The 23,759-nt window shown below is 66.5% G+C and carries 22 protein-coding genes; 8 read left to right on the forward strand and 14 right to left on the reverse strand.

Translation table 11 applies throughout. The annotated features are described in order from the left end of the window. Positions 1 to 189 precede the first annotated feature (189 nt). Positions 190 to 396 (reverse strand): cold-shock protein, encoded by a 207-nt coding sequence (locus tag ACFQZZ_RS10465; protein ID WP_011206895.1) that lies wholly within the window; start codon positions 394 to 396, stop codon positions 190 to 192. 436 nt (positions 397 to 832) lie between these two features. Between ACFQZZ_RS10465 and ACFQZZ_RS10470 the strand changes: the two genes are divergently transcribed. Continuing rightward, positions 833 to 3,208, forward strand: coding sequence for a DEAD/DEAH box helicase (locus ACFQZZ_RS10470; RefSeq protein ID WP_378677426.1), 2,376 nt, complete (start codon positions 833 to 835; stop codon positions 3,206 to 3,208). A 328-nt stretch (positions 3,209 to 3,536) separates the two neighbouring features. Here ACFQZZ_RS10470 and ACFQZZ_RS10475 read toward each other — a convergent pair whose 3' ends face one another. The 7 genes from ACFQZZ_RS10475 to ssd all read right to left on the reverse strand — a co-directional run bounded on the left by ACFQZZ_RS10475 (position 3,537) and on the right by ssd (position 8,624). After that, positions 3,537 to 3,998: an Rv3654c family TadE-like protein gene (locus ACFQZZ_RS10475; RefSeq protein ID WP_378677429.1), complete on the reverse strand. Its 462-nt coding sequence runs from the start codon at positions 3,996 to 3,998 to the stop codon at positions 3,537 to 3,539. A gap of 31 nt (positions 3,999 to 4,029) precedes the next feature. Next, positions 4,030 to 4,344, reverse strand: a complete 315-nt coding sequence (locus tag ACFQZZ_RS10480) for a TadE family type IV pilus minor pilin (protein WP_378677432.1) — start codon at positions 4,342 to 4,344, stop codon at positions 4,030 to 4,032. A gap of 53 nt (positions 4,345 to 4,397) precedes the next feature. Next, entirely contained in the window at positions 4,398 to 4,583 is a 186-nt protein-coding gene (locus ACFQZZ_RS10485; protein ID WP_378678368.1) for a DUF4244 domain-containing protein, read from the reverse strand. Between the two features lie 198 nt (positions 4,584 to 4,781). Beyond that, positions 4,782 to 5,396, reverse strand: a complete 615-nt coding sequence (locus tag ACFQZZ_RS10490; RefSeq protein WP_378677435.1) for a type II secretion system F family protein — start codon at positions 5,394 to 5,396, stop codon at positions 4,782 to 4,784. A 143-nt stretch (positions 5,397 to 5,539) separates the two neighbouring features. Next, a complete protein-coding gene (locus tag ACFQZZ_RS10495) occupies positions 5,540 to 6,331 on the reverse strand; it encodes a type II secretion system F family protein (protein WP_378677438.1) in 792 nt (263 codons plus the stop codon). Next, the gene (locus tag ACFQZZ_RS10500) at positions 6,328 to 7,515 is read right to left on the reverse strand and encodes a TadA family conjugal transfer-associated ATPase (protein WP_378677440.1); all 1,188 of its coding nucleotides are present in this window, start codon (positions 7,513 to 7,515) and stop codon (positions 6,328 to 6,330) included. Before ACFQZZ_RS10500 ends, ACFQZZ_RS10495 begins: the two co-directional genes overlap by 4 nt. Beyond that, positions 7,512 to 8,624 (reverse strand): septum site-determining protein Ssd, encoded by a 1,113-nt coding sequence (gene ssd, locus ACFQZZ_RS10505; RefSeq protein ID WP_378677443.1) that lies wholly within the window; start codon positions 8,622 to 8,624, stop codon positions 7,512 to 7,514. Before ssd ends, ACFQZZ_RS10500 begins: the two co-directional genes overlap by 4 nt. Positions 8,625 to 9,129: 505 nt before the next feature. Between ssd and ACFQZZ_RS10510 the strand changes: the two genes are divergently transcribed. Beyond that, positions 9,130 to 9,969, forward strand: coding sequence for an HAD-IB family hydrolase (locus tag ACFQZZ_RS10510; RefSeq protein WP_378677446.1), 840 nt, complete (start codon positions 9,130 to 9,132; stop codon positions 9,967 to 9,969). Between the two features lie 502 nt (positions 9,970 to 10,471). Here ACFQZZ_RS10510 and ACFQZZ_RS10515 read toward each other — a convergent pair. Together ACFQZZ_RS10515 and ACFQZZ_RS10520 are read right to left on the reverse strand one after the other, a co-directional pair. Further along, positions 10,472 to 11,218 (reverse strand): oxidoreductase, encoded by a 747-nt coding sequence (locus tag ACFQZZ_RS10515; RefSeq protein ID WP_378677449.1) that lies wholly within the window; start codon positions 11,216 to 11,218, stop codon positions 10,472 to 10,474. A 16-nt stretch (positions 11,219 to 11,234) separates the two neighbouring features. Beyond that, entirely contained in the window at positions 11,235 to 11,711 is a 477-nt protein-coding gene (locus ACFQZZ_RS10520; RefSeq protein WP_378677452.1) for a MarR family winged helix-turn-helix transcriptional regulator, read from the reverse strand. Between the two features lie 85 nt (positions 11,712 to 11,796). On the opposite strand from ACFQZZ_RS10520, the gene ACFQZZ_RS10525 reads away from it, so the two are divergent. Continuing rightward, a complete protein-coding gene (locus ACFQZZ_RS10525) occupies positions 11,797 to 12,663 on the forward strand; it encodes an alpha/beta fold hydrolase (protein WP_378677455.1) in 867 nt (288 codons plus the stop codon). Then, positions 12,621 to 13,133 carry an EamA family transporter gene (locus ACFQZZ_RS10530; RefSeq protein ID WP_378677458.1) on the forward strand — a complete coding sequence of 171 codons (513 nt, stop codon included), beginning with the start codon at positions 12,621 to 12,623 and terminating at the stop codon, positions 13,131 to 13,133. The genes ACFQZZ_RS10525 and ACFQZZ_RS10530 overlap by 43 nt, the downstream gene beginning before the upstream one ends. A gap of 9 nt (positions 13,134 to 13,142) precedes the next feature. Here ACFQZZ_RS10530 and ACFQZZ_RS10535 read toward each other — a convergent pair whose 3' ends face one another. The 4 genes from ACFQZZ_RS10535 to ACFQZZ_RS10550 all read right to left on the reverse strand — a co-directional run bounded on the left by ACFQZZ_RS10535 (position 13,143) and on the right by ACFQZZ_RS10550 (position 18,387). Then, positions 13,143 to 14,834, reverse strand: coding sequence for a dipeptide ABC transporter ATP-binding protein (locus ACFQZZ_RS10535; RefSeq protein WP_378677461.1), 1,692 nt, complete (start codon positions 14,832 to 14,834; stop codon positions 13,143 to 13,145). An 8-nt stretch (positions 14,835 to 14,842) separates the two neighbouring features. Then, positions 14,843 to 15,796, reverse strand: coding sequence for an ABC transporter permease (locus ACFQZZ_RS10540; protein WP_378677463.1), 954 nt, complete (start codon positions 15,794 to 15,796; stop codon positions 14,843 to 14,845). Further along, complete coding sequence (locus tag ACFQZZ_RS10545) at positions 15,789 to 16,715, reverse strand: ABC transporter permease (protein WP_378677465.1); 927 nt, start codon at positions 16,713 to 16,715, stop codon at positions 15,789 to 15,791. The genes ACFQZZ_RS10540 and ACFQZZ_RS10545 overlap by 8 nt, the downstream gene beginning before the upstream one ends. Before the next feature lie 64 nt (positions 16,716 to 16,779). Then, complete coding sequence (locus tag ACFQZZ_RS10550) at positions 16,780 to 18,387, reverse strand: ABC transporter substrate-binding protein (RefSeq protein ID WP_378677468.1); 1,608 nt, start codon at positions 18,385 to 18,387, stop codon at positions 16,780 to 16,782. Between the two features lie 420 nt (positions 18,388 to 18,807). Here ACFQZZ_RS10550 and acs point away from each other — a divergent pair, with 420 nt between their 5' ends. From acs to ACFQZZ_RS10570, 4 genes are all read left to right on the forward strand, one after another. Next, the gene (gene acs, locus ACFQZZ_RS10555; protein WP_378677470.1) at positions 18,808 to 20,763 is read left to right on the forward strand and encodes an acetate--CoA ligase; all 1,956 of its coding nucleotides are present in this window, start codon (positions 18,808 to 18,810) and stop codon (positions 20,761 to 20,763) included. Positions 20,764 to 20,943: 180 nt separating this feature from the next. Beyond that, positions 20,944 to 22,161 (forward strand): Na+/H+ antiporter NhaA, encoded by a 1,218-nt coding sequence (nhaA, locus tag ACFQZZ_RS10560; protein WP_378678371.1) that lies wholly within the window; start codon positions 20,944 to 20,946, stop codon positions 22,159 to 22,161. A gap of 39 nt (positions 22,162 to 22,200) precedes the next feature. Next, positions 22,201 to 22,704 carry a phage holin family protein gene (locus tag ACFQZZ_RS10565; RefSeq protein WP_378677473.1) on the forward strand — a complete coding sequence of 168 codons (504 nt, stop codon included), beginning with the start codon at positions 22,201 to 22,203 and terminating at the stop codon, positions 22,702 to 22,704. 46 nt (positions 22,705 to 22,750) lie between these two features. Further along, a complete protein-coding gene (locus tag ACFQZZ_RS10570; protein ID WP_378677476.1) occupies positions 22,751 to 23,686 on the forward strand; it encodes an alpha/beta fold hydrolase in 936 nt (311 codons plus the stop codon). Positions 23,687 to 23,759: the final 73 nt, after the last annotated feature.

Consider the following 23,759-nt stretch of genomic DNA (forward strand, 5'->3'; position numbering starts at 1 on the left):
GCGGCGTGTTCGCGGCCCCGCGTTTCGGCGGTCGCCGCGATGGCCCCGACGTGCGTTGATCGTGACGACAGGCCGAATGGCATTGGCGCGCTTGGGTTGTGCGCGTGTCAGTTGTATCTGCCCCAGATATAGCTCGTCCCCCACCTCCGTTACCGGTGGTGAGGGACGAGCTGTTGGATCGTTGCGTGCTCAGCTGAGCGCGCGAACTCCGGTGGCCTGCGGGCCCTTAGTGCCCTGGCCAACCTCGAACTCGACCTTCTGGTTTTCCTCGAGGGTGCGGAAGCCGGACCCCTGGATCTCCGAGTAGTGGACGAAGACGTCAGCTGAGCCGTCCTCGGGCGCGATGAAGCCGAACCCCTTCTCCGCGTTGAACCACTTCACAGTTCCCTGTGCCATTCTGTTCCTTCTCTTTTCTTACCGGAACGGCGGACAAGTAGGTTCGCCCACCGGGTCCGTTCCGACCGCTGTACTGTTGGTTCCCCCTGCAGGAAAGCACCGAGCACAGCGTTCGCAACATCGATCCTGCTGACGGTTTGGACTTTGGATCCGTCCCTCGAACACAGAAGCTTGCGACCAGGAACCAGTGAACCATGTCTCCGAGCAATTCAACAGTCGAGTTACCGACAATTTGCAAAAAAGTTGATCTTGCGAATGCGCAGGTGAGGGACACAATGCTTGAATCCAGACTTGAGGTTCGTTTGCCTCCGGATAACCGAGTGAGCGTCTGGCAAACCGCGTGTGACCCAGGTCGCTATTGGGTATCGAAATGGCAGGTGAAGCTTCCAAAGCGCACACGTTTCACACTTTCTACGCGTGTCGCGGTGCCCGAGTCATGAATCCGACCGAACCGACAACCCAACCGCGCGCCAGCAACCACCTCGGCTATGGGGGATCGTTGCTGAATCGTGTCCTAGCCGGGGTCCCCGACGGGGATCCCCGACTGACCCATGTCGTCGAGCTGCCCGCCCGGGTGGCAGCCACCACCACCTGGCCCGATTGGGCCGCGGCGGACGTGGTCGAGGCGTTTCGCGCCACCGGCATCGCGGCCCCGTGGACCCACCAGACCAGGACCGCCGACCTGGCCGCTGGCGGCAAGCACGTCGTGGTCAGCACCGGTACGGCATCCGGCAAATCACTGGGCTACCAGCTGCCCGTGCTGACCGCGTTGTGCGAGGACCCGCGCGCCACCGCCCTTTATCTCGCACCGACCAAGGCATTGGGCGCCGATCAACTGCGTGCGGTGAACGACCTGACACACGAGGGAGCGCTCCGGGATATTCATCCGGCCACCTACGACGGCGATACCCCGGCCGAAATCCGGCAATGGGTGCGGGCCAATGGCCGCTGGGTCTTCACCAATCCCGACATGCTGCACGTCGGCATCCTGCGCTCACACCAGCGCTGGGCCAGGATGCTGCGCAGGCTGCGCTATGTAGTGGTGGACGAATGCCACGCCTATCGTGGCGTCTTCGGCTCCCACGTCGCACTGGTGCTGCGCAGGCTGCGGCGTATCGCGGCGCACTACGGTGCCGACCCGATATTCGTACTGTGCTCGGCGACCACGGCCGAACCCGCGGCCGCCGCATCCCGGCTTATCGGCGCTCCCTGCGTCGCGGTCACCGAGGACGGCTCACCGCAGGGCCCGCGCACCGTCGCACTGTGGGAGCCACCCCTGCTCACCACCGTGACCGGCGAAAATGGCGCTCCCGTTCGACGTTCGGCCACCTCGGAGGCGGCCAGGATCATGGCGGATCTGGTCATCGAAGGCGCCAGAACGCTGACCTTCGTACGGTCCCGCCGCGCGGCCGAACTGACCGCCATGGAGACGCGCAGGCTGCTGGCCGAGACCGATCCGACCCTCTCCGAGCGGGTCGCCGCATATCGCGCGGGCTACTTGGCGGAGGACCGGCGGGACCTGGAAACGGCGCTGTCCACGGGGTCGCTACTCGGCGCGGCCACCACCAATGCGCTCGAGCTCGGCGTCGACATCGCAGGGCTCGATGCCGTGGTGATCTCCGGATTTCCCGGTACCGTCGCCTCGTTCTGGCAGCAGGCCGGCCGCGCGGGACGCCGCACCCAAGGCTCGTTGGTACTGCTCGTGGCCAGGGACGATCCGCTCGACACCTTCCTCGTCCACCACCCGGAGGCACTGCTGGACAAGCCGGTCGAGGCCACCATCACCGACCCGCACAACCCCTACGTACTCGGCCCCCAGCTGCTGTGCGCGGCACTGGAACTTCCGCTCACCGATGCCGAGGTCGATGCACTCGGCGCCCGCGAAATGCTGACCGATCTCGCAGGTCAGGGGCTGATTCGTCGACGAGTGATCGCCGGGGCGAAGGGGGGCGCACGCTGGTACGTCACCGCGGAAACACAGCCGCACGACGCCGTCGACGTGCGCGGCGGCATCGGCACGCCGGTCGCCATCGTGGACGGCGAGACCGGCAGGCTGCTCGGCACCGCCGACGCTGGACGCGCCCCAGCCACGCTGCACCGAGGCGCGGTGCACCTGCATCAAGGCGATACCTATGTCGTCGAAGAGCTGGACCTGGACGAGGGTGTCGCCTTCGTCCATGCCGACGATCCGGGCTGGACCACCAGCGCCCGACAGGTCACCTCCATCGAAGTCGACGCGATGACCGAACGGCACCGACATGGCCGCGTGACCACCGCATTGGCGCAGGTACGGGTGACCAGCCAGGTCATCGGCTATCTGCGCACCCTGCTCGGCGGCGAGGTGCTCGACCTGATCGAGCTGGATCTGCCCGCACAGACCCTGCCGACCCGCGCGGTGCTGTACACCGTGACGCCCGAGCTGCTGGCCGTGGCGGGCATTGCTCCGGAGCGGACGCCGGGCGCGCTGCATGCGGCCGAGCACGCGGCAATCGGTCTATTGCCGCTGGTGGCGACCTGTGACCGCTGGGATATCGGTGGCGTCTCCACCGCCGAACATCCGGACACCGGCCTGCCGACGGTGTTCGTCTATGACGGACAGCCGGGAGGTGCGGGCTTCGCCGAGCGCGGGTTCGCGCAGCTGCGGCGCTGGTTGTCGGCGACCCTCGCGGTCATCGAATCCTGCGCGTGCGCGGCAGGCTGTCCGTCCTGCGTGCAGTCGCCCAAGTGCGGCAACGGCAACCATCCACTGGACAAGGCGGGCGCTGGGCGTCTGCTCACCGCGGTACTTGCCGAACTGAGCACCTGTTCATGACCTTGCAATTGCAAGTCGAGACGCCGAGGTCGATCCGTGACGGCGCTGACCCCGCAGCGTGACCGGGTGTCCATATGGCCGGATGATCACCAGGGCAGACCGGCAGGTCCGCGAGGCCTTGCCGCGAGTGTCACGCGACCGAATAAAGAGGAATAGATTCATGTTAACTGGGGTATTGCCACAGACTTTCCCTTGCGACATGCGCATTCATTCATTGCTTTGTCCGGTCACTTGCGGGAATTGAAGAGAGGCCCACAATTATTCGATCATTCCAATTACCGAATTACACCGCGCTGGGCTACCACTGATGAGTGCATGTACGCACGGGTCACACTCCATCTTCGACAGGACCCGCACGAGCAACAGCTCGAACAGTCCAGTTTCCATACAGACCTATTGGTACATTCCGCACCACAGTGACAGTCACATCCCACTGCGCGACTTCACACGCCTGAATCCGCACTCGCATACGCCGCGCGATCTCCGACGCCTGAGCACATCCGGCCTCCGCCCCTTGCTCCAGCGCACCCGCCGCAGCCAATGCACCGAGATCGGCGCCGGCCTGCGCGCGGTGTCGGGTCACCACAACCACACCGACCTGACCGACCAGCAGCGTCGCCCCGATCAGCCCCGTCAGCGCCAGGCAGGCCAATACCGTCGCCCCTCCCTCCTCCGCCCGACGCCCGATCAACACGGTGCCTCGCTGGCACGCGCCCACAGAGCCCTCGTGACCTGCACACGTCGCCGATCCCCTGCCACACGTCGCGGGCTGTGAACCGCGGCTGAACACAATGCGGCTCCGGCTCGGCCTGTGCGCTCGATCACCGAGCTACTCCCGGCTCGCGTACCGCAACTGCATCCGCACGCAGGACCAACAGCGGCAGCAACGGAGAACGGGCGGAAACGACCGCGACTACCCGGTCACCCTCGCTGTAGACGGTGATGTCGGCGGCGGGCGGCGCGACCCGCCTCGCCGCCGACACTGCGTTCGATCGGTCGCCCCTGGCAGCGAGCCGCGCCGCCTCGCGCGCGGCATCGACACAGCGCACCTGTGTCGATGCCGCGAGAAGTGCGCCGAGGCACAGCACTACCGCGACGACGATGGCGGCGAACGCGATCGCTGCTTCAACCGTCACCGAACCTCGTTCGTCACCGAGAACCGTTGCACCGCAGTCTTTTACCAGAATCGCTACACGGTGGTGTTGAGCGCCCGATCGATGATCTTCGTCAACGCGTTCACGATGCTGTCGCCGGTCACCACCCCGTACAGGACGGCACCGAAGGCGGCTGCCGCGATTGTCCCGATCGCATACTCGGCGGTACTCATGCCCTCGTCCGCGACAGCCGCATGCACCAGTCGCGATCTCACCTCCATATAGATGGCCTCCAACCGATGCAGCGCCCGATCCGTCATCTGCTCGATTCGCACCGTCTTCCCCTCTCTCTCCGGCCCACGCGGCCGATCCGCGCGGACAAGCCCTCCCCGGCGTGGCAGCGTGCTCGGCCACGACCGCACCTCGCCGGCCTACGACGATGTCGTGCCCGTGGGGTGTCGAATCCGTCGTTCGCTCGCTCACAGCAGCTCACCGCCGAGAACACGGCCTGCGAGACCGATCACCACGGGCACAATGCCCAGACAGATGAACGCGGGCAGAAAGCAGAGGCCGAGCGGACCGCTGATCATCACTCCGGCCCGCTCGGCGCGTGCGGCGGCTGCATCCTCGACCGCACCCCGGTGCTGTTCGGCCAGCTCGCCGACTGCCACCGCCAGCGAGGCGCCTGAACGAGCCGACCGCCGCGCCATCCGCGCCAGCGACTCGACCTCCGCGGCCCCTGGCCTGCCCACCGCGTCCTGCGCCGCGCGCTCCCATGCCGTGGCCGCGTCCGCCCCCAACGCCAGCAGATCGGCGGCCCGGCGAAGCGAATCGCCGAGCACCGCCGGCGCGCCCGGCGCCACCGCCCGCGCCGCATCCGCCATCGGCAGCCCCGCCCGCAGACACGCGGCGAGCAGATCGAACACCGAAGCAACCGCCAGCGGATCGTCGCAGGCACCCCGCCCCGACACCACCAATGGCTCCGAACCATCCCGACACAGCGCCCGTAGCCGCCGCGTCACCGCCACTCGCCCAGGCAGCACCAGAAGTGCCCCCGCCAACAACAACACCGCACCACCGGCAATTCCCGTCACCCCTACCTCCCTTCATACGGCTACCCGCGGCGCGATGGTCGAGCCACGGCAGGCTGCAAGGCCGCACATGTTGGGCCGGTTGGCACCAGCACCCACCGGGTCATCGCACTGATCCGCTGCAAGGCTGCATCCGTTGGGCCGGTTCATACGAGCACCTTTCGGGTAATCGCGTCCGTCCACAGCAGTCCCGCGCATGCCAGACCGGCGCCCAGTGGGAGCAGGATGGTGCCCGCGGCGGAGGCGAACAGGACGTTCAGTGGTGCGGCGCCCATCAGTTGGCCAAGAGCGATGCCGAGCAGGGGGAGGCCGGCCAATACTGCGGCGGTGGCGCGTGCGCCGGCAAGGGCGGCCGCGGTGCGGCCGCGAAAACGGATGCGGCCCAGGAGATCCGTGCGGGCGGCGGACAGTAGTTCGGCGAGTGCAAGGCCGTGGTGCTCGGCGACCCGCCAGGCGTCGGATATCGCGGCCAGTTCGACGGCTACGACGGAATCCGGATTGCGCAAGCCGTCGGCACCGGAGCCGCCCAGTCTGCTGCGGGCCGCGCTGACGGCGAACGCGTGCGCCGCCGCGCCGCGAGATTCGTGGGCGGCGACCGCGGCGGCGGCGCTCGGATGGGCACCCACCCGCAGTTCGCCGATGACGGCTTCGACCGCGTCCAGCAGGTGAGCACATTCGGCATTGCGCAGACGGTCGCGCCGAGCGCGACGGACCCGGACACCGACAGTGCCCAGCACCAGCGCCGCGGCTATGAGCGGACCGATTCCGGCGACCGCTGTCGCGGCGATGCCGATCCCGACCGCAACTCGAAATAAACTGCCGCGCTGCGGTTTCCGAACGGCATCGGACGCGACGATCAGTCCGAGAAAGCGGCGGTGTGGCATCGGCGCCGGTGCGCTCAGCAGCGCGAGCGCCAGGCAGGCCAACGCCGCGATCATCGGTCGAGCCGTTCGTCGAGCAGGTCGGCCAGTTCGGTAGCGGCGACGGCGGGGCCGTGATCCGCCCGCCAGGCCGCCGCGATTCCCACACGTCCGCTCTCGTCGCGCCGCACCACGCCGATTTCGCGCAACCCGCGAGAGCCATCGGCCCTCCGGTGCACGTGCAGCACTACCCGCACTGCGGCGGCGAGTTGGCTGTGCAACGCCGCTCGATCCATACCTCCCAGTGCCGCAAGAGCTTCCAGACGCGCAGGCACTTCCTGGGGCGAGTTCGCATGCACGGTCCCCGCTCCCCCGTCATGCCCTGTGTTCAGCGCCGTGAGTAGATCGACCACCTCCGCACCGCGCACCTCACCGACCACTATCCGGTCCGGTCGCATCCGCAGCGCCTGGCGCACCAGGTCCCGCACCGTCACCTCGCCGACGCCCTCGACATTCGCGGTGCGCGCAACCAGCCGCACGACATGGGGATGCGGCGGCGCGAGTTCCGCCGCGTCCTCGACACAGATGATCCGTTCCTCGGGTCCGACTTTGGCGAGCAGCCCCGACAGCAGTGTTGTCTTTCCAGCACCGGTACCGCCGACCACGAGGAAAGCCAGCCTGGCCCGAATGATCCGCTCCAGCAGCAGTTTCGCATCGGGCGCCACCGCACCGGACGCCGCAAGCGCGTCCAAACCCTGCGTCGCGGGGCGCAGCACCCGCAGCGACACACAGGTGCCACCGTGCGCCACCGGCGCCAACACCGCATGCAGCCGGACACCGAAGGAATCTCCAAGCGCCCCTTCCCTTCCCGAAAGCCTGCCGTCGACCCACGGCTGCGCATCGTCGAGCCGCCGCCCCGCCGAAAGGGCAAGCCGCTGCGCCAGCCTGCGCACCGCGGCCTCATCCGGAAACGTGACCGATGTCCTGCGCAGCCCGTGTCCACGGTCGATCCAGACGGCATCCGGCCCGGTCACAAGCACGTCAGCGACCTGCGGATCCTGCAACAGCGGTTCCAACACCCCGGCACCGGTCATTTCGGTCTGCAGCAACCGCAGTGCGCGAAGCAGATCCGTGTCACCGAGAACCCCACCGGCCTCGGCCCGAATAGCCGCCGCCACCTGAGCGGGATCTGGATCTCCTGCCCCACCGGCAAGACGCTCCCGCACCCGATCCAGCAGTTCGGAAGTCACCAATGCACTCATCTGCGGCCCCGTGCCGCCGGCGCGCTCAAGACCGCGAGCACGGCGTCCGCAGCGTCGCGGAGAGGACCGCGGCGATGGACGGTCAGGCCGCCGCGTTCGAGCCGGGCGGCGAGGCCGGGTTGCGCGCGAACCGCTGCGAGCAGTGGCAGGTCGAGTACCTCGGCAACCTCGTTTCCGCGTAGCCCGCCGGGTGCTGGGCCGCGTACTACCAAGCCCTGGTTGGGGTTTCGCCGACCGATGTAGGCAGCAACGGATTCCGCCGCGGCCATCGAGCGCAACCTGGCCGGAACCACGAGCACCACGAGGTCGGCCGAGTCGAGCATTTGGTCGGCGTGCGGGCCACGCTCGCCGGATACATCACAGACCACCAAATCGCCTGCGGCACGGCCTGCTTCGACTACGGCGCGCACCGCTGCGGGTCCGATCTCGCTCGGCAAGCGCCCGGCACCACCGCGTCCGCAGGACAGCACGGCGAGCCCGGGCGCCGCTGCGGGCAGTGCGCTGTGCAGCGCCGCAGCGGACACCCTGCCGTCCTCGATCACCAGATCCGGCCAGCGCAGACCGGCGGTCATCTCGATGCCGAGCAGCAGGTCGAGGCCACCGCCGAGCGGTGCACCGTCGATGAGAACCGTGTCGCGCCGGAACCGTTCGGCAGCCGCGCGCAGTGCGGTAGCCGTGGCCAAAGTGGACGCGCCCGCGCCGCCGCCCGCCCCGGCAATCGCGACGACTACACCGTCCCCCACACGGCTTTCACCATGCTCAGCAAACTTCTCGATAAGCCCGACCGCGGCACCGGGAAGCGCGATCACCCGCTCCGCTCCGACCGACGCGGCGGCCTGCCAATCGAGCAGATCAGGCTCACCATCGGTCACCAGAACAACGCCGACACGCCGCAGATATCCGGCCGCGGCGCACTCCCGAGCCAACTCTGTGTCGAGAATCACCAGCGGCGCCCCGGTCCAGGCGTGCCTGCCGATCGGCAGTTCACGTTCGTCGAGACCGCGTTCCGCGGCCGCCGCGACACGGCGCACTTCGTCGCGAAGTCGGGTATCGCAGATGAGCACAAGTGCCGGTGGCGTCGTGACCGGCGGCGCAGCTTCGAAATCCATGCAGGTCAGCGTGGTCGAAGCCGAAGCGGTGCAGAAGAGGCAAAATGCCGAATGTGGATAACTCCGGGGGGTGTGGATAGATCCGGAGTAGGCGAGAAGTCGAACCGTCCCTTAGATAGAGGACGGCCCCAGCCGGGGGGGGAGGAGGCTGGGGCCGTCGGGTTCAGCCCCGGGGGGTCGGGCTGAACGCGCCTGGACTATGTCCAGGTGCCAGCAATACTACACCCAAGCCCCGGCCACCACGCAAGTCTGTCGTGGGAGAACTTTATGGCTGTCACCGGCCCGGCGTCTCCAGGGCAAACCCGCCGCGAGGGCCTGCAAACGCGGGCCGTCAGCTGGAAAAAGGTCGTGTGCCGATCGGACGCAGCCGGACGAAGTCCGTCCCTAGACCCGCGCTTGACGGAGCGAATGCGGAGTCACCGCCGATTGGACGCAGCCGGACGAAGTCCGTCCTTAGACCCGCGCTTGGCGAAGCGAATGCGGAGTCACCGCCTATTCTGAAGACGTGACGGCCGAGGGTGACCAAACCGGGCTTCCGGACCAACCAACCACCGGCGGCGGACGTGTCGCCGCTTTCTTCGATCTCGACAAGACAGTGATCGCGAAGTCGAGCACTTTCGTGTTCAGCAAGCCCTTCTACGCGCAGGGCCTGCTCAACCGCAAAGCAGTGCTCGAGAGCAGCTATGCCCACTTCCTGTTCATGCTGTCGGGCGCGGACCACGATCAGATGGAGCGGATGCGCGCCCACCTGACCAACATGTGCGCGGGCTGGGACGTCGAACAGGTGAAATCCATTGTGGCCGAGACGTTGCACGAGCTGGTCGACCCGCTGATCTATGCCGAAGCCGCCGATCTTATTGCCGACCACAAGATCCGCGGCCACGACGTGGTGATCGTGTCGGCCTCGGGCGAGGAGATCGTCGGCCCTATCGCCGAGGCGCTCGGGGCCTCGCACACCGCCGCGACTCGAATGGTCGTCGCGGACGGTCGGTACACCGGCGAGGTCGAGTTCTACTGCTACGGCGAGGGCAAGGTCACCGCCATCGAAAAGCTGGCCGCCAGTGAGGGTTATGACCTTTCACGGTGCTATGCCTACTCCGATTCGGTGACCGATCTGCCGATGCTCGGCGCGGTCGGACATCCGACGGCGGTAAACCCCGACCGCAACCTGCGGCGCGAAGCACTGGCCAAGGGCTGGCCGACTTTGACGTTCTCCAACCCGGTCTCGCTGTGGGCGCGCTTCCAGACCCCCTCGTCGACCACCCTTGCCGCGACCGCCGTGGTCGGCTTGAGCGCGGTGGTGGCCGGCGCGCTCAGCTACCGATTACTGCGCCGACGCCGCTGAGGCTTAGCTGGTACGGACATGCCACGCGGACTGGCTGCTAGAGAGCCAGCGGGCTACTTGCCGGAGCGTTTGCTGACATCACATTCAGGATGTCGCGACCACGGATTTAACCACGAAACACCGATCGACACGCCGCTAATTGAATGTTTTCGCAGCCCTTGATGTGAGTGCTATCACAGTGTAGAAAGGTAACTACGGAAGGTCGGAAGGCCAAGGCGGAACCGGAAGAGAAGGTTCAGTCTCCCGTCTACCCTTCCCAGCACGGACACCAGGTACCCACGCGGAGCGCGCCGCGACAAGGGCAGAAGCGTTGTGGGCCTGCGAGATTCGGATTGTCGACGGCGAGGGCCTCGCACAGGTTGCGGGGATGAACCGGCGGAGTTCGAATTGTCGCCGAGGCCGCAGAACACAACCCACCCAGCACGCTTGGTAACCGGGTATCCGTGCTCGCGGGCGGTGAGGTCGATCAACGACAACGCCGCCCGCTTTGACGTATACGGGCCTATCCCGACGCCGAATCGGCGATCGACGTGGCCTCCCTGGCGCCGTCCTCGAAAGCGCCACAGCACAGGATCACCCAGCTGCCGACCGCGTCCGGATCGCCCGTGCCGAACCCGGCCGCGGCATCCAGATATCCCTGCCGCCGCCGCAGCCAGAAGACCTCGGGCACGCCGAGGCTGTGCGGGTCGAGCCCACTGGACACCGCGACCAATCGCGACGCCGCCCGCGCGACGATTCCATCGGCCGTCCCGAACGGCCGCAACGCCAGCAACTCGCCATGCACCACGGCGGCGACAATCGGCGCGGGCGCGGTGGATCCGAGCACCGTCTGCACCAGCATGTCGAGCCGTTCGGCGACGCCCGCATCGGCGCGGGGTCGGCCGAGCAGCGCCTCGTCGGTCACCAGATCGGCCGCGGCCAATAGGTGCAGTCGAGCCAGTGCCTGCAATGGGGCCCGCTGCCAGGTTCCGACCAGGTTCCGCAACGCGTCACCATCCAGCGCCTGACCCACCCGCAGTGACCCGGCCAGGATTGGATCGGCAACCCTGCCGTCGGCGGGCAGTTCGGTAGAGCCACCATCGATCGCGGCAGAGGATCGGGCCGCACGCACCGCGGCCTCGGCGGCCGTGGTCGGCCAACCCCGCCTGTTCGCCTTGTGCCGGTGCACATCGGCGAGCGCGTCGCGGGCCCGATCAGCGCTTTCGCGCACACCGGGCAGATCGACGAGAGGCTGTAGCGGATCGGTCACGGGATACGAGGCTAGTTCAGCCGGTCACCGCGGCTCGGTGCCGGGCGATGGTCTCCTCGATACCGGTCAGCGCCGCGAGTTGTTCGGCAGTCAGTAGGTCGGTGAAGTGGCGGTGCACCGATGTGAGGTGGACGGGGGCGGCTTTTTCCAATGCCCGCCGCCCCGGCTCCGCGAGCACGACGTCGTCACCGCGCCCGTCCCGTTCACACGGCTCGCGTGCGATCAGGCCCCGCCGTTCCATCCGCCCGAGCTGACGGGACAGCCGGCTGTGCGGCCAATGCATCCGGGCCGCAAGGCCGCTCACCCGCACGCACTCCTGCTCGGCCGCCATCTCCGCCACGGCGGCGAGCACGTCGTAGTCAGGCATCGACAGCCCGGTGCCGCTCTCCAACTCGCGGGCGACCTCCGCGTCCACGAGCAGATGCAGCCGCCGATACGCCGACCAGGCGGTACGCGCATCGTCGGCCGCTCGACGGTTCGATGTCTCGGGCATGTACCGAGTCTACCTCCTCTTGTTTACATGTAACGGAAATGCCGATATGGTATTCGTTACATGTAACGTAATAGGAGGCAAGCGCGTGACCACCAACCAGAAGATCCTCGATGTCAACGAAACCCAGTTGTGCGCAGAGAGTTTCGGCGACTTGGTGCAGCAGCCCTCGATCTTGCTTATCCACGGCGCAGGCGAATCACTCCTGGCCTGGGAGGAAGAATTCATCGAGCGCTTGGTCGCGGGCGGGCGCAGCGTAATCCGCTACGACAGCCGGGATGCGGGCCGGTCCGCCACCTACCCGGTGGGCGCTCCGCCCTACTGCCTGCGGGACCTGGTCACCGACGCCGTCGGACTGCTCGACGCCTTCGGCCTCCGGAAAGCGCATCTGATGGGCATGTCCCAGGGGTCCGCGGTCGCCCAACTCGTCGCACTCGACCACCCCGATCGAGTCGCCTCGCTGACGCTGACCTCCTCGACGCCAGGCGGGCCCGGCCACCAGTACCCCGATCTCCCGGAGATGACGCCCGAGCTCGAGGCCTTCTTCGCCGGTGCCACCGCTGAACCGGACTGGACCGACCGGGCCGCCGTCGTCGAGTACCTTGCCGAGGCCGATCGCCCCTTCACCGCACCCTCCCAGCCGTTCGACACCGTGGCGCGCCGAGTCAAGGCCGGGCGAATCGTCGACCGCGCGAACGACATTGCGGCCCAACTGACCAATCCTTTCCTCATCGACGCCGGTGCACCGTGGCGCGATCGGCTGGCAGAGATCAGCGCTCCGACGCTGGTGCTGCACGGGACCGAGGATCCGCTTTTCCCGATCGGGCACGGTCGAGCGCTGGCCGAGGAGATTCCCGGCGCGCACTTCCTCGCGATGGAACACACCGGCCATGAGATCGTTCCTCGGGCGCAGTGGAATTCCGTGCTGCCTGCCATCCTCGCCCGCACGGCCTGATCGCGGTGCTCGCTATCCTGCTCGCCCTCGGCGCCGCGGTCGGCTGGGGCGTCTCCGACTTTCTCGGCGGATCGAAAAGCCGTACGGTGCCGGTGCTTTCGGTGCTGATGATCTCGCAGATCGCCGCGCTCGTCGTTCTCGGTGCGGTCACGGCGGTCCGCGGCGTCGGTCTCGCGGACCCGTCGGTCTTCGGCTTCGCCGCCGCGGCGGGGGCGGCCGAGACCGTCGCCGTCGCCACCACCGACCTGCCGGGGATCGCGGTGATCGGCGTGCTCATCGTCTCGGCCGATGCGCTCTACGCCACCGCAACGACATTGGGCATGGTCGGTGTCGTCTCCGTGCTCGGTGCGCTGCACACCCTGGTCACCATAGCGATGGCCCGAATGTTCCTCGGCGAACGGCTCGGACGGCCACAGCAAGCCGGAGTGGCCACCGCGCTGGTCGGCGTGCTGGCCATCTCCGCAGGTTAACGGCGAAACTCACCCCGCAAGCAGATCACGCCCCGGAATCGCGTCCAGTAGCCGCCGGGTGTACTCCTCTCGCGGATTGTCGAAGACCTCGTTGGTGGTGGCGGCCTCGACGACCTTGCCGTGCTGCATGACGAGAACGTCGTCGGCGATCTGCCGGACCACGGCCAGGTCGTGGGTGATGAACAGGTAGGACAGCCCCAATTCCGCTTGCAGATCGTTGAGCAGCTTCAGAATCTGTGCCTGCACCAGCACATCCAGCGCGGAGACGGCTTCGTCGCAGACCACCACCTCCGGGGAAAGCGCCAGCGCCCTGGCCACGGCCACACGCTGGCGCTGGCCGCCGGACAGCTCGTTCGGATAGCGGCGCATCACCGTGGACGGCAGCGAAACCTTGTCCAGCAGTTCCCGCACCGTCGCTTCGCGTTCCTTGGTCGTCCCGATCTTGTGTGTGCGCAACGGCTCCTCGATGGTGCGGTAGATCGAGTACATCGGATCCAGCGAGCCGTAGGGATCCTGGAAGATCGGCTGCACCCGACGACGGAACGCGAACGCGCCCTTGCGGTCCAGCTTCGCCACCTCCCTGCCGTCGAACGTCACCCTTCCGGCGGTCGGGTCGAGCAGGCCGAGAACCATCTGCGCGACAGTGGATTTGCCGGATCCGGACTCGCCGACGATGGCCGTGGTGGTGCCGCGCTTCAGCCGGAACGACACCTCGTCGACCGCGATGAAATCCGACGACTTCCACGGTGTGCTGCCGCGAATCTTGAACGCCTTGGTCAGGTTTTCCGCGACCACCACATCATCGGAGACCGTGACGAGCTCCGCACCGGCCGCGGCGGCCTCCTCGGCGACCTGGACGGCCTGCTTGCGTATCTCGATGCGCTCGCGCACCGAGGACAGCCGCTGCGAGGCGAGCGAGGGCGCGGAGTTCACCAATCGCTTGGTGTACAGATGCTGCGGCTCACGCAGAATCCGCAGCGCGGGACCGGATTCCACCACCCGACCGCGATACATCACCACCAGGTGCTCGGCCCGCTCGGCGGCAAGTCCGAGATCATGGGTGATCAGCAGGACCGCGGTGCCGAGCTCGCTGGTGAGCCCGTCGAGATGGTCGAGGATCTGCCGTTGCACGGTGACGTCGAGCGCCGACGTCGGTTCGTCCGCGATCAACAGCTTGGGCCGGCACGCCAGCCCGATCGCGATGAGCGCACGCTGGCGCATGCCGCCGGAGAATTCGTGCGGATACTGGTTGACCCGGCGCTGCGCGTCCGACATCCCCGCTTCCTCGAGCAATTCGATCGCCCGCTGCTTAGCGGCCTTGCCCTTGGCGATTCCGTTGGCCTCCAACGTTTCCCTGATCTGGAACCCGATCTTCCACACCGGGTTGAGGTTCGACATCGGGTCCTGCGGGACAAGACCGATGCCGGTGCCGCGCACGGCGACGACATCCTTCTTCGACGCCGTCGCGAGGTCCTTGCCGTCGAAAAGGATCGAGCCGGAGGTGACCTGTCCGGTACCGGGCAACAGATCGATGATGCTGTGCGCGGTGGTGGATTTCCCGGAGCCGGATTCGCCGACGATCGCCACGGTCTGGCCCGGATACACCGACAGACTGACGTCGCGGACCGCCGGAATCTTCTTGCCCTCGGAACTGAAGCAGACGTTGAGATCTCTGATCTCGAGCAGTGGTTTGTCGGACATCGCCGCGGTCACCTCTTCCTGGCCTTCGGATCGAGCGCGTCCCGCACCGCGTCGCCGAGCAGGATGAAGCTCAGCACGGTGAGCGCCAAAGCTGTTGCGGGATAGAACAGGATCGGCGACCCGCCGCGCAGCTCATGCTGGTTGGTGTTGATATCGGAGCCCCAGGACACGATCGTGCGCGGCAGTCCGACACCGAGATACGACAGGGTCGCCTCGGTGACGATGAAAGCGCCGAGCCAGATCGTGGTAACCACGATCAGCGGTCCTGCCGCGTTCGGCAGCACATGGCGAAGCAGCGTCCGTATTCGGGATACGCCCAATGCCTTTGCCGCCGTGACGTACTCGCTGTTCTTAGCCTCGATCACCGCACTGCGCGCGATGCGCGCGGCCTGCGGCCAGGTGAACGCGGACAGGATCAGGATGACGGTCCAGATGGTTCGTGAGTCGAGCAGTTGCATGATGACGATCGCGGCAAGCATCAGCGGGATCGCGTAGAAGATCTCCGCGATCCGTGACACGACCGAATCGAGCAACCCGCCATAGAAGCCGGAAAGCGCACCGAGCGTGCCACCGATGAACAGGAAAAGCGTCGTCGCGCCGAGCCCCGCCAGCACGGAAGCCCGTGCGCCGTAGACGGTTCGGGTGTAGACGTCACAGCCCTGTTTGTCGAAGCCGAAGGGATGGCCCGGCCCACGCGGGTCCATGCTGAAATCGCCGTTGCAGTAGCGCGGGTCCTGATCGCTGAACAGTCCTGGCCAGACCACGACAACGGTGACAAAGACGATCAGCAGGGCGGCGACGATGAAAATCGGATTTCGGCGCAGCTGCCGCCACGCGTCCTGCCAGATGCTGGTCGGCGAACCGGATTCGTCGACCTGGTCGGTGGCGAGAACCTCCACTTCGTCCGGCGGTGCGACAAAGTGCTGCTGCCTGTCCGGGGATTGTTTGTCGAGGTCAGGCATATCGAATCCTCGGGTCGAGCGTGGCGTAGAGCAGGTCGATGAGCAGATTCGAGATCAGGAAGATCACGATGAGGACCGTCACGAAGGACACCACCGTCGGTGGTTCACCACGGGTAATCGCCTGATAGAGCGTCCCTCCAACGCCCGGGATATTGAAGATGCCCTCGGTGACGACCGCACCACCGATCAAGGCGCCGAGATCGGCGCCGAGGAAGGTGATCACGGGGATCATCGAGTTGCGCAGGATATGCACGGTGACCACCCGGGGCCTGCTCAGCCCCTTGGCGGTCGCGGTCCGCACATAGTCGGCGGACATGTTCTCCGCCACCGAGTTTCGGGTGAGTCGAAGCACGTACGCGAACGACAACGCGCCGAGCACGAACGCCGGGACGAGCAGTTCGCCGAAGCTCGCCTTGCCGGTGACGGTCACCGGCGCGATGCCCCACTTCACGCCGAGCAGGAATTGGGCGAGGAAGCCGATCACGAAGATCGGCACCGCGATGATGACCAGGCTGACCACCAGCAGCGTCGAGTCGAAGAGTTTGCCTTTGCGCAGGCCCGCGATCAGGCCGAAGATGACGCCGAAGATGCCCTCGATGAGGACCGCCATGAGCGACAGCTTGATGGTGATCGGGAACGCTCGCGCGAGCTCGTCCCGAACCGGCCTGCCGGAGAAGGCCGTTCCGAAGTCGAGGGTGAAGATGCCCTTCAGGTACAGCAGGTACTGCATGAAGAACGGGCGGTCGAGGTGGTACCGGGCGCGAAGTTGGGCTTCCACGGCAGGCGTCATCGGCTTGTCGCCTGCCAGCGCGTGGATCGGATCGCCCGGAACTAGGAAGACCAGTGCGTAGATGAGCAGCGTCGCCCCGAGAAACACGGGGATCATTTGAAGCAGGCGCCGCACGACATACCAGGCCATTTCGTCTCCTGGGTGAGCGGCGCAGCCGTGCCGTCAGATCGTGCGGCACGGCTGCGCCGAGCGGCTACTTCTCGATGTTTTCGAAGTCGAACAGGCCGTTCCATGCGAGGTCGGCCTTCTTCACCTTGTCCGACCGGCCCGCGGCGGCGAGGTAGTCGAGCACCGGAATATCGGCCATGTCCTTGATCAGCAGTGCCTGGGCCTGCGCCACGATCTTGTACGACTCCTCGAGCGTCGGCGCCGCGAGCGCGGCGTCGAGCAGGCCATCGAATTCGGTGCTCTTGTAGTCGACGTTATTGGTGTCGGAGTAGCTGTAGTACTGCGAGGTCAGGAACTGCAGCATGGTCGGGTAGTCGCCCTGCCAGCCGTAGCGGAACGCCTTACCGATTGTCTTGGCGTTCACCAGATCCCGAATGTTCTTGAAAGTCGGGTACGGGGTGCCGACGGCGTCGATACCCAGGGTGTTCTTCACGCTGTTGGCAACGGCTTCGATCCAGGCCTGGTGGCCACCGTCGGAGTTGTAGGCGATCTCGTAGCGTCCCGACCACGGCGAAATGGCATCGGCCTGCGCCCACAGCTTCTTGGCCTCCTCCGGGTTGTACTTCAGCACCTCGGAGCCGGGCAGGTTCCCGTCGAACCCGGGCAGGGTGCTGGCAGTGAAGTCACGCGCCGGAGTCTTGGTGCCGTTGAAGATGGTGTCGCAAATCTGCTGGCGGTTGATCGCCATCGAGATCGCCCTGCGACGCAGCAGCCCCTCCTCACCGCTGAAGTGCGGGACATTGGCCTGGACACCGACGTGCTGGTTCTGCGCGGTCGGCGCGAGGATCGCGCGATCGCCGAGGTCCTTCTTGTAGGAGGTCAGCGCACTGTCCGGGATGGTGTCGAGGGCGTCGAGATTGCCTGCCTGCAGATCCGAGTAGGCCGTGTCGAACGACTGGTACATGACGAACCGCAGGCCCTTGTTCTTGGCCGGGCGGCCGCCCTGGTAATCCGCGTTGGGCACCAGATCGATCTTGACGTTGTGCTCCCACGCGCCGGTACGGGCGAACTTGTACGGGCCGTTGCCGATCGGGTTCTCGCCGAAGGCCTTCATGTCCTTGAACGCCGCCTCGGGCAGCGGATAGAACGGCGCGTAGCCGAGCTCGGTCTCGAAGTCGATGGACGGCTGCTTCAGCTCGACGGTGAAGGTGCGGTCATCGACCACCTTCAGACCCGACATCGTCTGTGCCGTCGGCTTTTCCGCCGACACCTCGTCGAATCCGAGGATCGGGGTGAACACGTAGCTCTGCAGCTGCGCATTGGTACCGAGCGCGCCGTAATTCCACGCGTCGACGAACGACTTCGCCGTCACCGTCGTGCCGTCGGTGAATTTCCAGTTCGGCTTGATGGTGATCGTGTAGTTCTTCCGATCCGTCGTCTTGATCGACTCCGCCATCTCGTCGTGGGCCACGCCCTTGCCGTCGTAGTACTTCAGGGCGGCGAACAGCCGGTCGACGACGCGACCGCCCATATTCTCGTTGGTGTTGGTGGGCACCAACGGGTTCTGTGGCTCACCACCATTCGTCGTGACGATTTCTGCGTCGGCACTATCGCTCGACGAACATGCGGACAGCCCGAGGCTTGTGGCCAGCAGTACTGCCGCGATCAACGCTGTAGCTCTGTTGAATCTCAACGCGTTCTCCCGATTTCGAGACAGGCGAAGGGGATCCGCGACACACGCGTGAGTCCTTCCCCAGCGCGTCTCGACTCGATCGCCTTGGAATGCCTGGGACAGTAGCTATCCGGACGACCGTTGTCATCGGATTGACCGAGGTTCGTTCCACTTGTTACCAATCCGGCAACATGGCCGAAACACACAAAACTTGGCGCTGAAAACACCGATCCGCCGGAACTATGCCGCTACTGGGGCCATCCGGTGTTCAAAGAGGTTGCAGAAGACGATAGCTAGCGCGGGGGCGGTTTGTCAGGCGATCGCGCCGGATACGCGCCGCGATGACGGGATGGAAACCCGGTGGACACACCGGGCGCGGCTTAGGTCACAGTTGATTACTGTCGAAATGGCCCGCACCGGGCGCGTCGAATCGAGGACGAGATGACCGATACCACCGCCGACCACCGAGACTCTTACCCGCCGACCCCGGAATTCGCCACGGCGGCCAACGCCGATGCCGCGTTGTATCAGCGGGCCGAGGCGGATCGCGACGCCTTCTGGGCCGAGCAGGCCGGAAGGCTGCACTGGGATCAGCCGTGGACGCAGGTCCTCGATTGGAACGACGCGCCCGTTGCGAAGTGGTTCGTGGACGGCAAGCTCAACGTCGCCTACAACTGCGTCGACCGGCACGTGCTCGACGGCCACGGCGATCAGGTCGCCATCCACTGGGAAGGCGAGCCGGGCGACGCCAAGGACATCACCTACCGCGAACTGCTCGCCGAAGTCAGCAGGGCCGCAAACTACCTCACCGAACTCGGCCTGGAGAGCGGCGACCGCGTCGCCATCTACATGCCGATGGTGCCGGAGGCCATCGTCTCGATGCTGGCGTGTGCCCGCCTCGGCCTCACCCACTCGGTTGTCTTCGCGGGCTTCTCCCCCACCGCCCTGCGCCAGCGCGTCGACGATGCCAGCGCGCGCCTGATCATCACCACCGACGGGCAATGGCGGCGCGGCAAGTCCGCCCCGCTGAAGGAGGCCGTCGACGAGGCGCTCTACGCCAACGGAGATGTGCCGCACAGCGTCGAGCACGTACTTGTCGTGCGCCGCACCAATATCGAGGTGCCCTGGACCGAGGGGCGCGACGTGTGGTGGCACGAGACAGTCGCGCAGGCCTCGCCCGAGCACGAGGCGCAGGCGTTCGACGCCGAGCACCCGCTGTTCATCCTCTACACCTCCGGCACCACCGGAAAGCCCAAGGGAATCCTGCACACCTCCGGCGGCTACCTGACCCAGGCGTCCTACACCCACCACAACGTCTTCGACCACAAGGCCGGACAGGACGTCTACTGGTGCACCGCCGACATCGGCTGGGTCACCGGACACAGCTACATCGTCTACGGCCCGCTGTCGAACCGGGCGACGCAGGTCGTCTACGAGGGCACGCCGAACTACCCGGACGAGCACCGGCACTGGCAGATCGTCGAAAAGTACGGTGTATCAATCTATTACACCGCTCCGACGCTGGTGCGCACCTTTATGAAGTGGGGTCGCGAGATCCCCGCAGCGCACGATCTGTCCAGCATCCGGCTGCTCGGCTCGGTGGGTGAGCCCATCAACCCGGAAGCCTGGCGCTGGTACCGCGAGGTGATCGGGGCGGGCACCGCGCCCATCGTGGACACCTGGTGGCAGACCGAGACCGGCGCCATCATGATCTCCCCGCTGCCCGGCGTGACCGCCGCCAAGCCGGGCGCCGCGATGCGGCCGCTGCCCGGCATCTCCTCGGCGGTTATCGACGAGGAGGGCAAGCCGGTCGAACTCGGCGAGACCGAGGCCAATGGCTACCTGGTCCTCGACCAGCCGTGGCCGTCGATGCTGCGCGGCATCTGGGGCGATATGGAGCGGTACCGGGCCACCTACTGGGAGCGCTACGCGGAGCAGGGCTGGTATTTCGCCGGTGACGGCGCCAAGCTCGACGCCGACGGCGACCTGTGGGTACTCGGCCGCGTCGACGACGTGATGAATGTGTCCGGGCACCGCATCTCCACGGCCGAGGTGGAGTCCGCGCTGGTCGGGCACTCCGGGGTGGCCGAGGCCGCTGTCGTCGGCGCCAGCGACGACACCACCGGTCAGGGCATCGTCGCGTTCGTCATCCTCACCGCCGAGGCGAAGGACACCGGGGCGGCGCTGGTCGACGAGCTCAAGGCCGAGGTATCGCGCGAGATCAGCCCGATCGCGCGGCCGCGGGAGATCCATGTCGTGCCCGAGCTGCCCAAGACCCGCAGCGGCAAGATCATGCGCCGACTGCTGCGTGACGTCGCCGAGGGACGCGAACTCGGTGACACCTCGACACTGGTCGATCCGAACGTTTTCGAGGCGATTCGGGCCAGTCGCGCCTGATCAGGTTCAGACGAACGGCACATGATAGGGCCGGTGACGACATTCGTCACCGGCCTTATCCGTTAGAATTGCGTAAGGTGTGCCGGGAAGTCTGGTCGGCATGCGGTCGTGTGCCCGAAAGCCGATTCGGTCGGATTGCGCGTCCGCAGCGTTGACCACCCTGCCGGAAGGTTTCTCGTGATCACCCAGGTGCGTTCGGAATTAACGCGCTATCTACGCACCGAAACCGTCGGTGGCACAATCCTTCTTATCGCGGCCGCCACCGCGTTGCTGTGGGTGAACTCGCCGTGGGGCGACAGCTACCTCACCATGACCGAGACGGTGCTGCCCATCGAGCCGCTGCACTTGCATCTCACCCTGGCCGACTGGACCAAGGACGGCCTGCTTGCCGTCTTCTTCTTCGTCGCAGGACTGGAGCTCAAACGCGAGCTCGTCGTCGGTGAGCTCGCCGATCCACGGCGCGCGGCGCTGCCGATCATCGCGGCGCTCGGCGGCATGGCCACGCCTGCGCTCATCGCCATTGTCGTCGGGTTCGGCGTGGACGGCATGGATCGCGGTTGGGCCATACCGGTCGCCACCGATATCGCCTTCGCCCTCGCCGTGCTCGCCATGACCGGCTCCCGGATTCCGGCCAGTGCGCGGGTGTTCCTGCTCAGCCTCGCGGTGGTCGACGATCTGGTTGCCATCGTGCTGATCGCGGTGCTGTTCACCAGCGCGGTGTCGGTGCTGTGGCTGCTGGCTGCCGCGGCCTGTTTCGGCGGCTGGGCAATGGCCCAGCACAAGCGGATCAGTTCACCGTTCGTCTATGTGCCGCTGGCGCTGATCGCCTGGTACGCCCTGCACGAAGCAGGCATCCATCCGACACTGGCCGGTGTCGGGCTCGGCCTGCTGACCCGCGTAAAACCCGACATGGGCGAGGACGAAGCGCCCGCCACCCGGCTGGAGCACCTGATCCAGCCGATCTCGGCCGGACTGTGCGTGCCACTGTTCGCGCTGTTCGCCTCCGGAGTTCCGTTGGACGGCAAGGTCTTCGGGCAACTGTTCACCGACAGGCTGTCGCTGGCCATCATTCTCGGACTGCTGCTCGGCAAGACCATCGGTATCTTCGGGATCAGCTGCCTGGCAATCCGGTTGGGCATCGCCAAGCGCCCCGCCGATCTCGGGTACCGCGACATGTTCGCCCTGTCGGTGCTCGGCGCGATCGGCTTCACGGTTAGCCTTCTTGTGGCAGAACTCGCGCTGGCCGACATCGGAGACGGCTCTGCCGTCGAATTGGCGAAGGCAGCGGTGTTGGTGACATCAATGACGGCGTCGCTCGCCGGTTCGGCGCTACTGTTGCGGCGTGGGCGTGTCCATCAGGCGCGTCGTGACGCACGTGCGCTACAACCAGAAGAGTGAGGCCGAAGCAGTGCCGGGACAGGGAGAAGGGTCGACCAAGTGAGTTTCACAGACGGCGGTAACGGAACCGCAAGGCGCGACCGCACGGTCACCTCGATTCCGCTCACCGACGCCAACCCCGATGGATCGGCGAGTTTCGGCAGCCTGGTCCGCGACGCGACCGAGCAGATGTCGACGCTGGTGCGCGCCGAGGTGGAGCTGGCGAGGGCCGAGGTGACCGGCGAGATCAAGAAGGGGCTGCAGGGCAGCGTCTACTTCATCCTCGCGCTCACCGTCCTGCTGTTCAGCACCTTTTTCTTTTTCTTCTTCCTCGGTGAGCTGCTCGATGTCTGGCTGGCACGGTGGGCGGCATTCCTGATCGTGTTCCTGCTGATGGTGGTCGCGACCGCGGCGCTGGCCGGACTCGGCTATCTGCGGGTGAAGAAGCTGCGCGCACCGGAAAAGACGATCGATTCGCTGAAACAGGCCCGCACGGTGCTGCCGAGCGGCTTCGGTGCCGGCGCGCACGAGGAGCAGCTCTCACTCGACAAGCCGCGCAATTAGCGGTGGCCTCGTCGATCCCGCACGCCGACCACTAGGCTGGATCGGCGTGTCGTCGAACTCATTTCCGGATCCGTCCAGCGTCCGTTTCGACGGACCATGGACGCATCGGGACGTTCATGCCAACGGCATTCGATTCCATGTCGTGGAGGCCGATCCAGACCGGGCGGACGCGCCGCTGGTCGTGCTGCTGCACGGCTTCGCCGACTTCTGGTGGTCCTGGCGGCACCAGCTGACCGGACTCACCGAACTCGGCTACCGAGCGGTGGCGGTGGATCTGCGCGGCTATGGCGACAGCGACAAACCACCGCGCGGCTACGACGGCTGGACGCTGGCTGGTGATGTCGCCGGGCTCATCCGTGCGCTCGGCTACACCGAGGCCACGCTCGTCGGGCATGCCGAAGGCGGGCTGGTGTGCTGGACGACCGCGGTGCTGCACCCGCGCCTGGTGCGTTCGATCGCGCTGGTGAGTTCGCCGCATCCGGCCGCGCTCAAGAGCGCGGTGCTGCGGGATGGCCGCCAGCGCAAAGCGTGGCTGCCGAATTTCCTGCGCTACCAGCTGCCCAGGTATCCCGAGGGTCTGCTGACCTCTCGGGACGGCTTCGAGGTCGAGCGACTGCTGCGCCAGCGCGTCAGCGGATCATGGTCGAGCACTGCCGAATTCGTCGACACCGCCCGGCGGATGCGCTCGGCCGTCCAGATCCCAGGCGTGGCGCACTGTGCACTGGAGTACCAGCGCTGGGCCTTCCGCAGTCAGTGGCGTCCCGACGGCCGACGCTTCATGGCCACCATGCGCGAACCCATCGACATCCCGGTCCTGGCATTGCGCGGCGAACTGGACAACTACCTGCTGAGCGGCGCCGTCCAGCGCGGTCAGCAGTGGTCGCCACAGCGCCGCCTGGTGACGATCCCCAGTGCCGGACACTTCGCCCATCAAGAAAATCCCTACGCCGTGACCGCGGAGCTGGCCAAACTTCTGGCCTGACGCCTGCGGACCCACACGACCACCACGGCGCGATTTCTGCGAGCGCCCATTCGCAGCCCGGCTCGATCCGAGG

The organism is Nocardia sp. GCM10030253, from assembly GCF_042675075.1.
Lineage (GTDB): Bacteria > Actinomycetota > Actinomycetes > Mycobacteriales > Mycobacteriaceae > Nocardia.

Coding starts and splice junctions, on each gene's coding strand:
- ACFQZZ_RS10520 (WP_378677452.1), bottom strand. CDS start 11,711: ATGCCCGAGACATCGAACCGTCGAGCGGCCGACGATGCGCGTACCGCC.
- ACFQZZ_RS10470 (WP_378677426.1), top strand. CDS start 833: ATGAATCCGACCGAACCGACAACCCAACCGCGCGCCAGCAACCACCTC.
- ACFQZZ_RS10545 (WP_378677465.1), bottom strand. CDS start 16,715: ATGGCCTGGTATGTCGTGCGGCGCCTGCTTCAAATGATCCCCGTGTTT.
- ssd (WP_378677443.1), bottom strand. CDS start 8,624: ATGGATTTCGAAGCTGCGCCGCCGGTCACGACGCCACCGGCACTTGTG.
- ACFQZZ_RS10540 (WP_378677463.1), bottom strand. CDS start 15,796: ATGCCTGACCTCGACAAACAATCCCCGGACAGGCAGCAGCACTTTGTC.
- ACFQZZ_RS10495 (WP_378677438.1), bottom strand. CDS start 6,331: ATGATCGCGGCGTTGGCCTGCCTGGCGCTCGCGCTGCTGAGCGCACCG.
- ACFQZZ_RS10500 (WP_378677440.1), bottom strand. CDS start 7,515: ATGAGTGCATTGGTGACTTCCGAACTGCTGGATCGGGTGCGGGAGCGT.
- ACFQZZ_RS10535 (WP_378677461.1), bottom strand. CDS start 14,834: ATGTCCGACAAACCACTGCTCGAGATCAGAGATCTCAACGTCTGCTTC.
- ACFQZZ_RS10485 (WP_378678368.1), bottom strand. CDS start 4,583: ATGGAGGTGAGATCGCGACTGGTGCATGCGGCTGTCGCGGACGAGGGC.
- ACFQZZ_RS10465 (WP_011206895.1), bottom strand. CDS start 396: ATGGCACAGGGAACTGTGAAGTGGTTCAACGCGGAGAAGGGGTTCGGC.
- acs (WP_378677470.1), top strand. CDS start 18,808: ATGACCGATACCACCGCCGACCACCGAGACTCTTACCCGCCGACCCCG.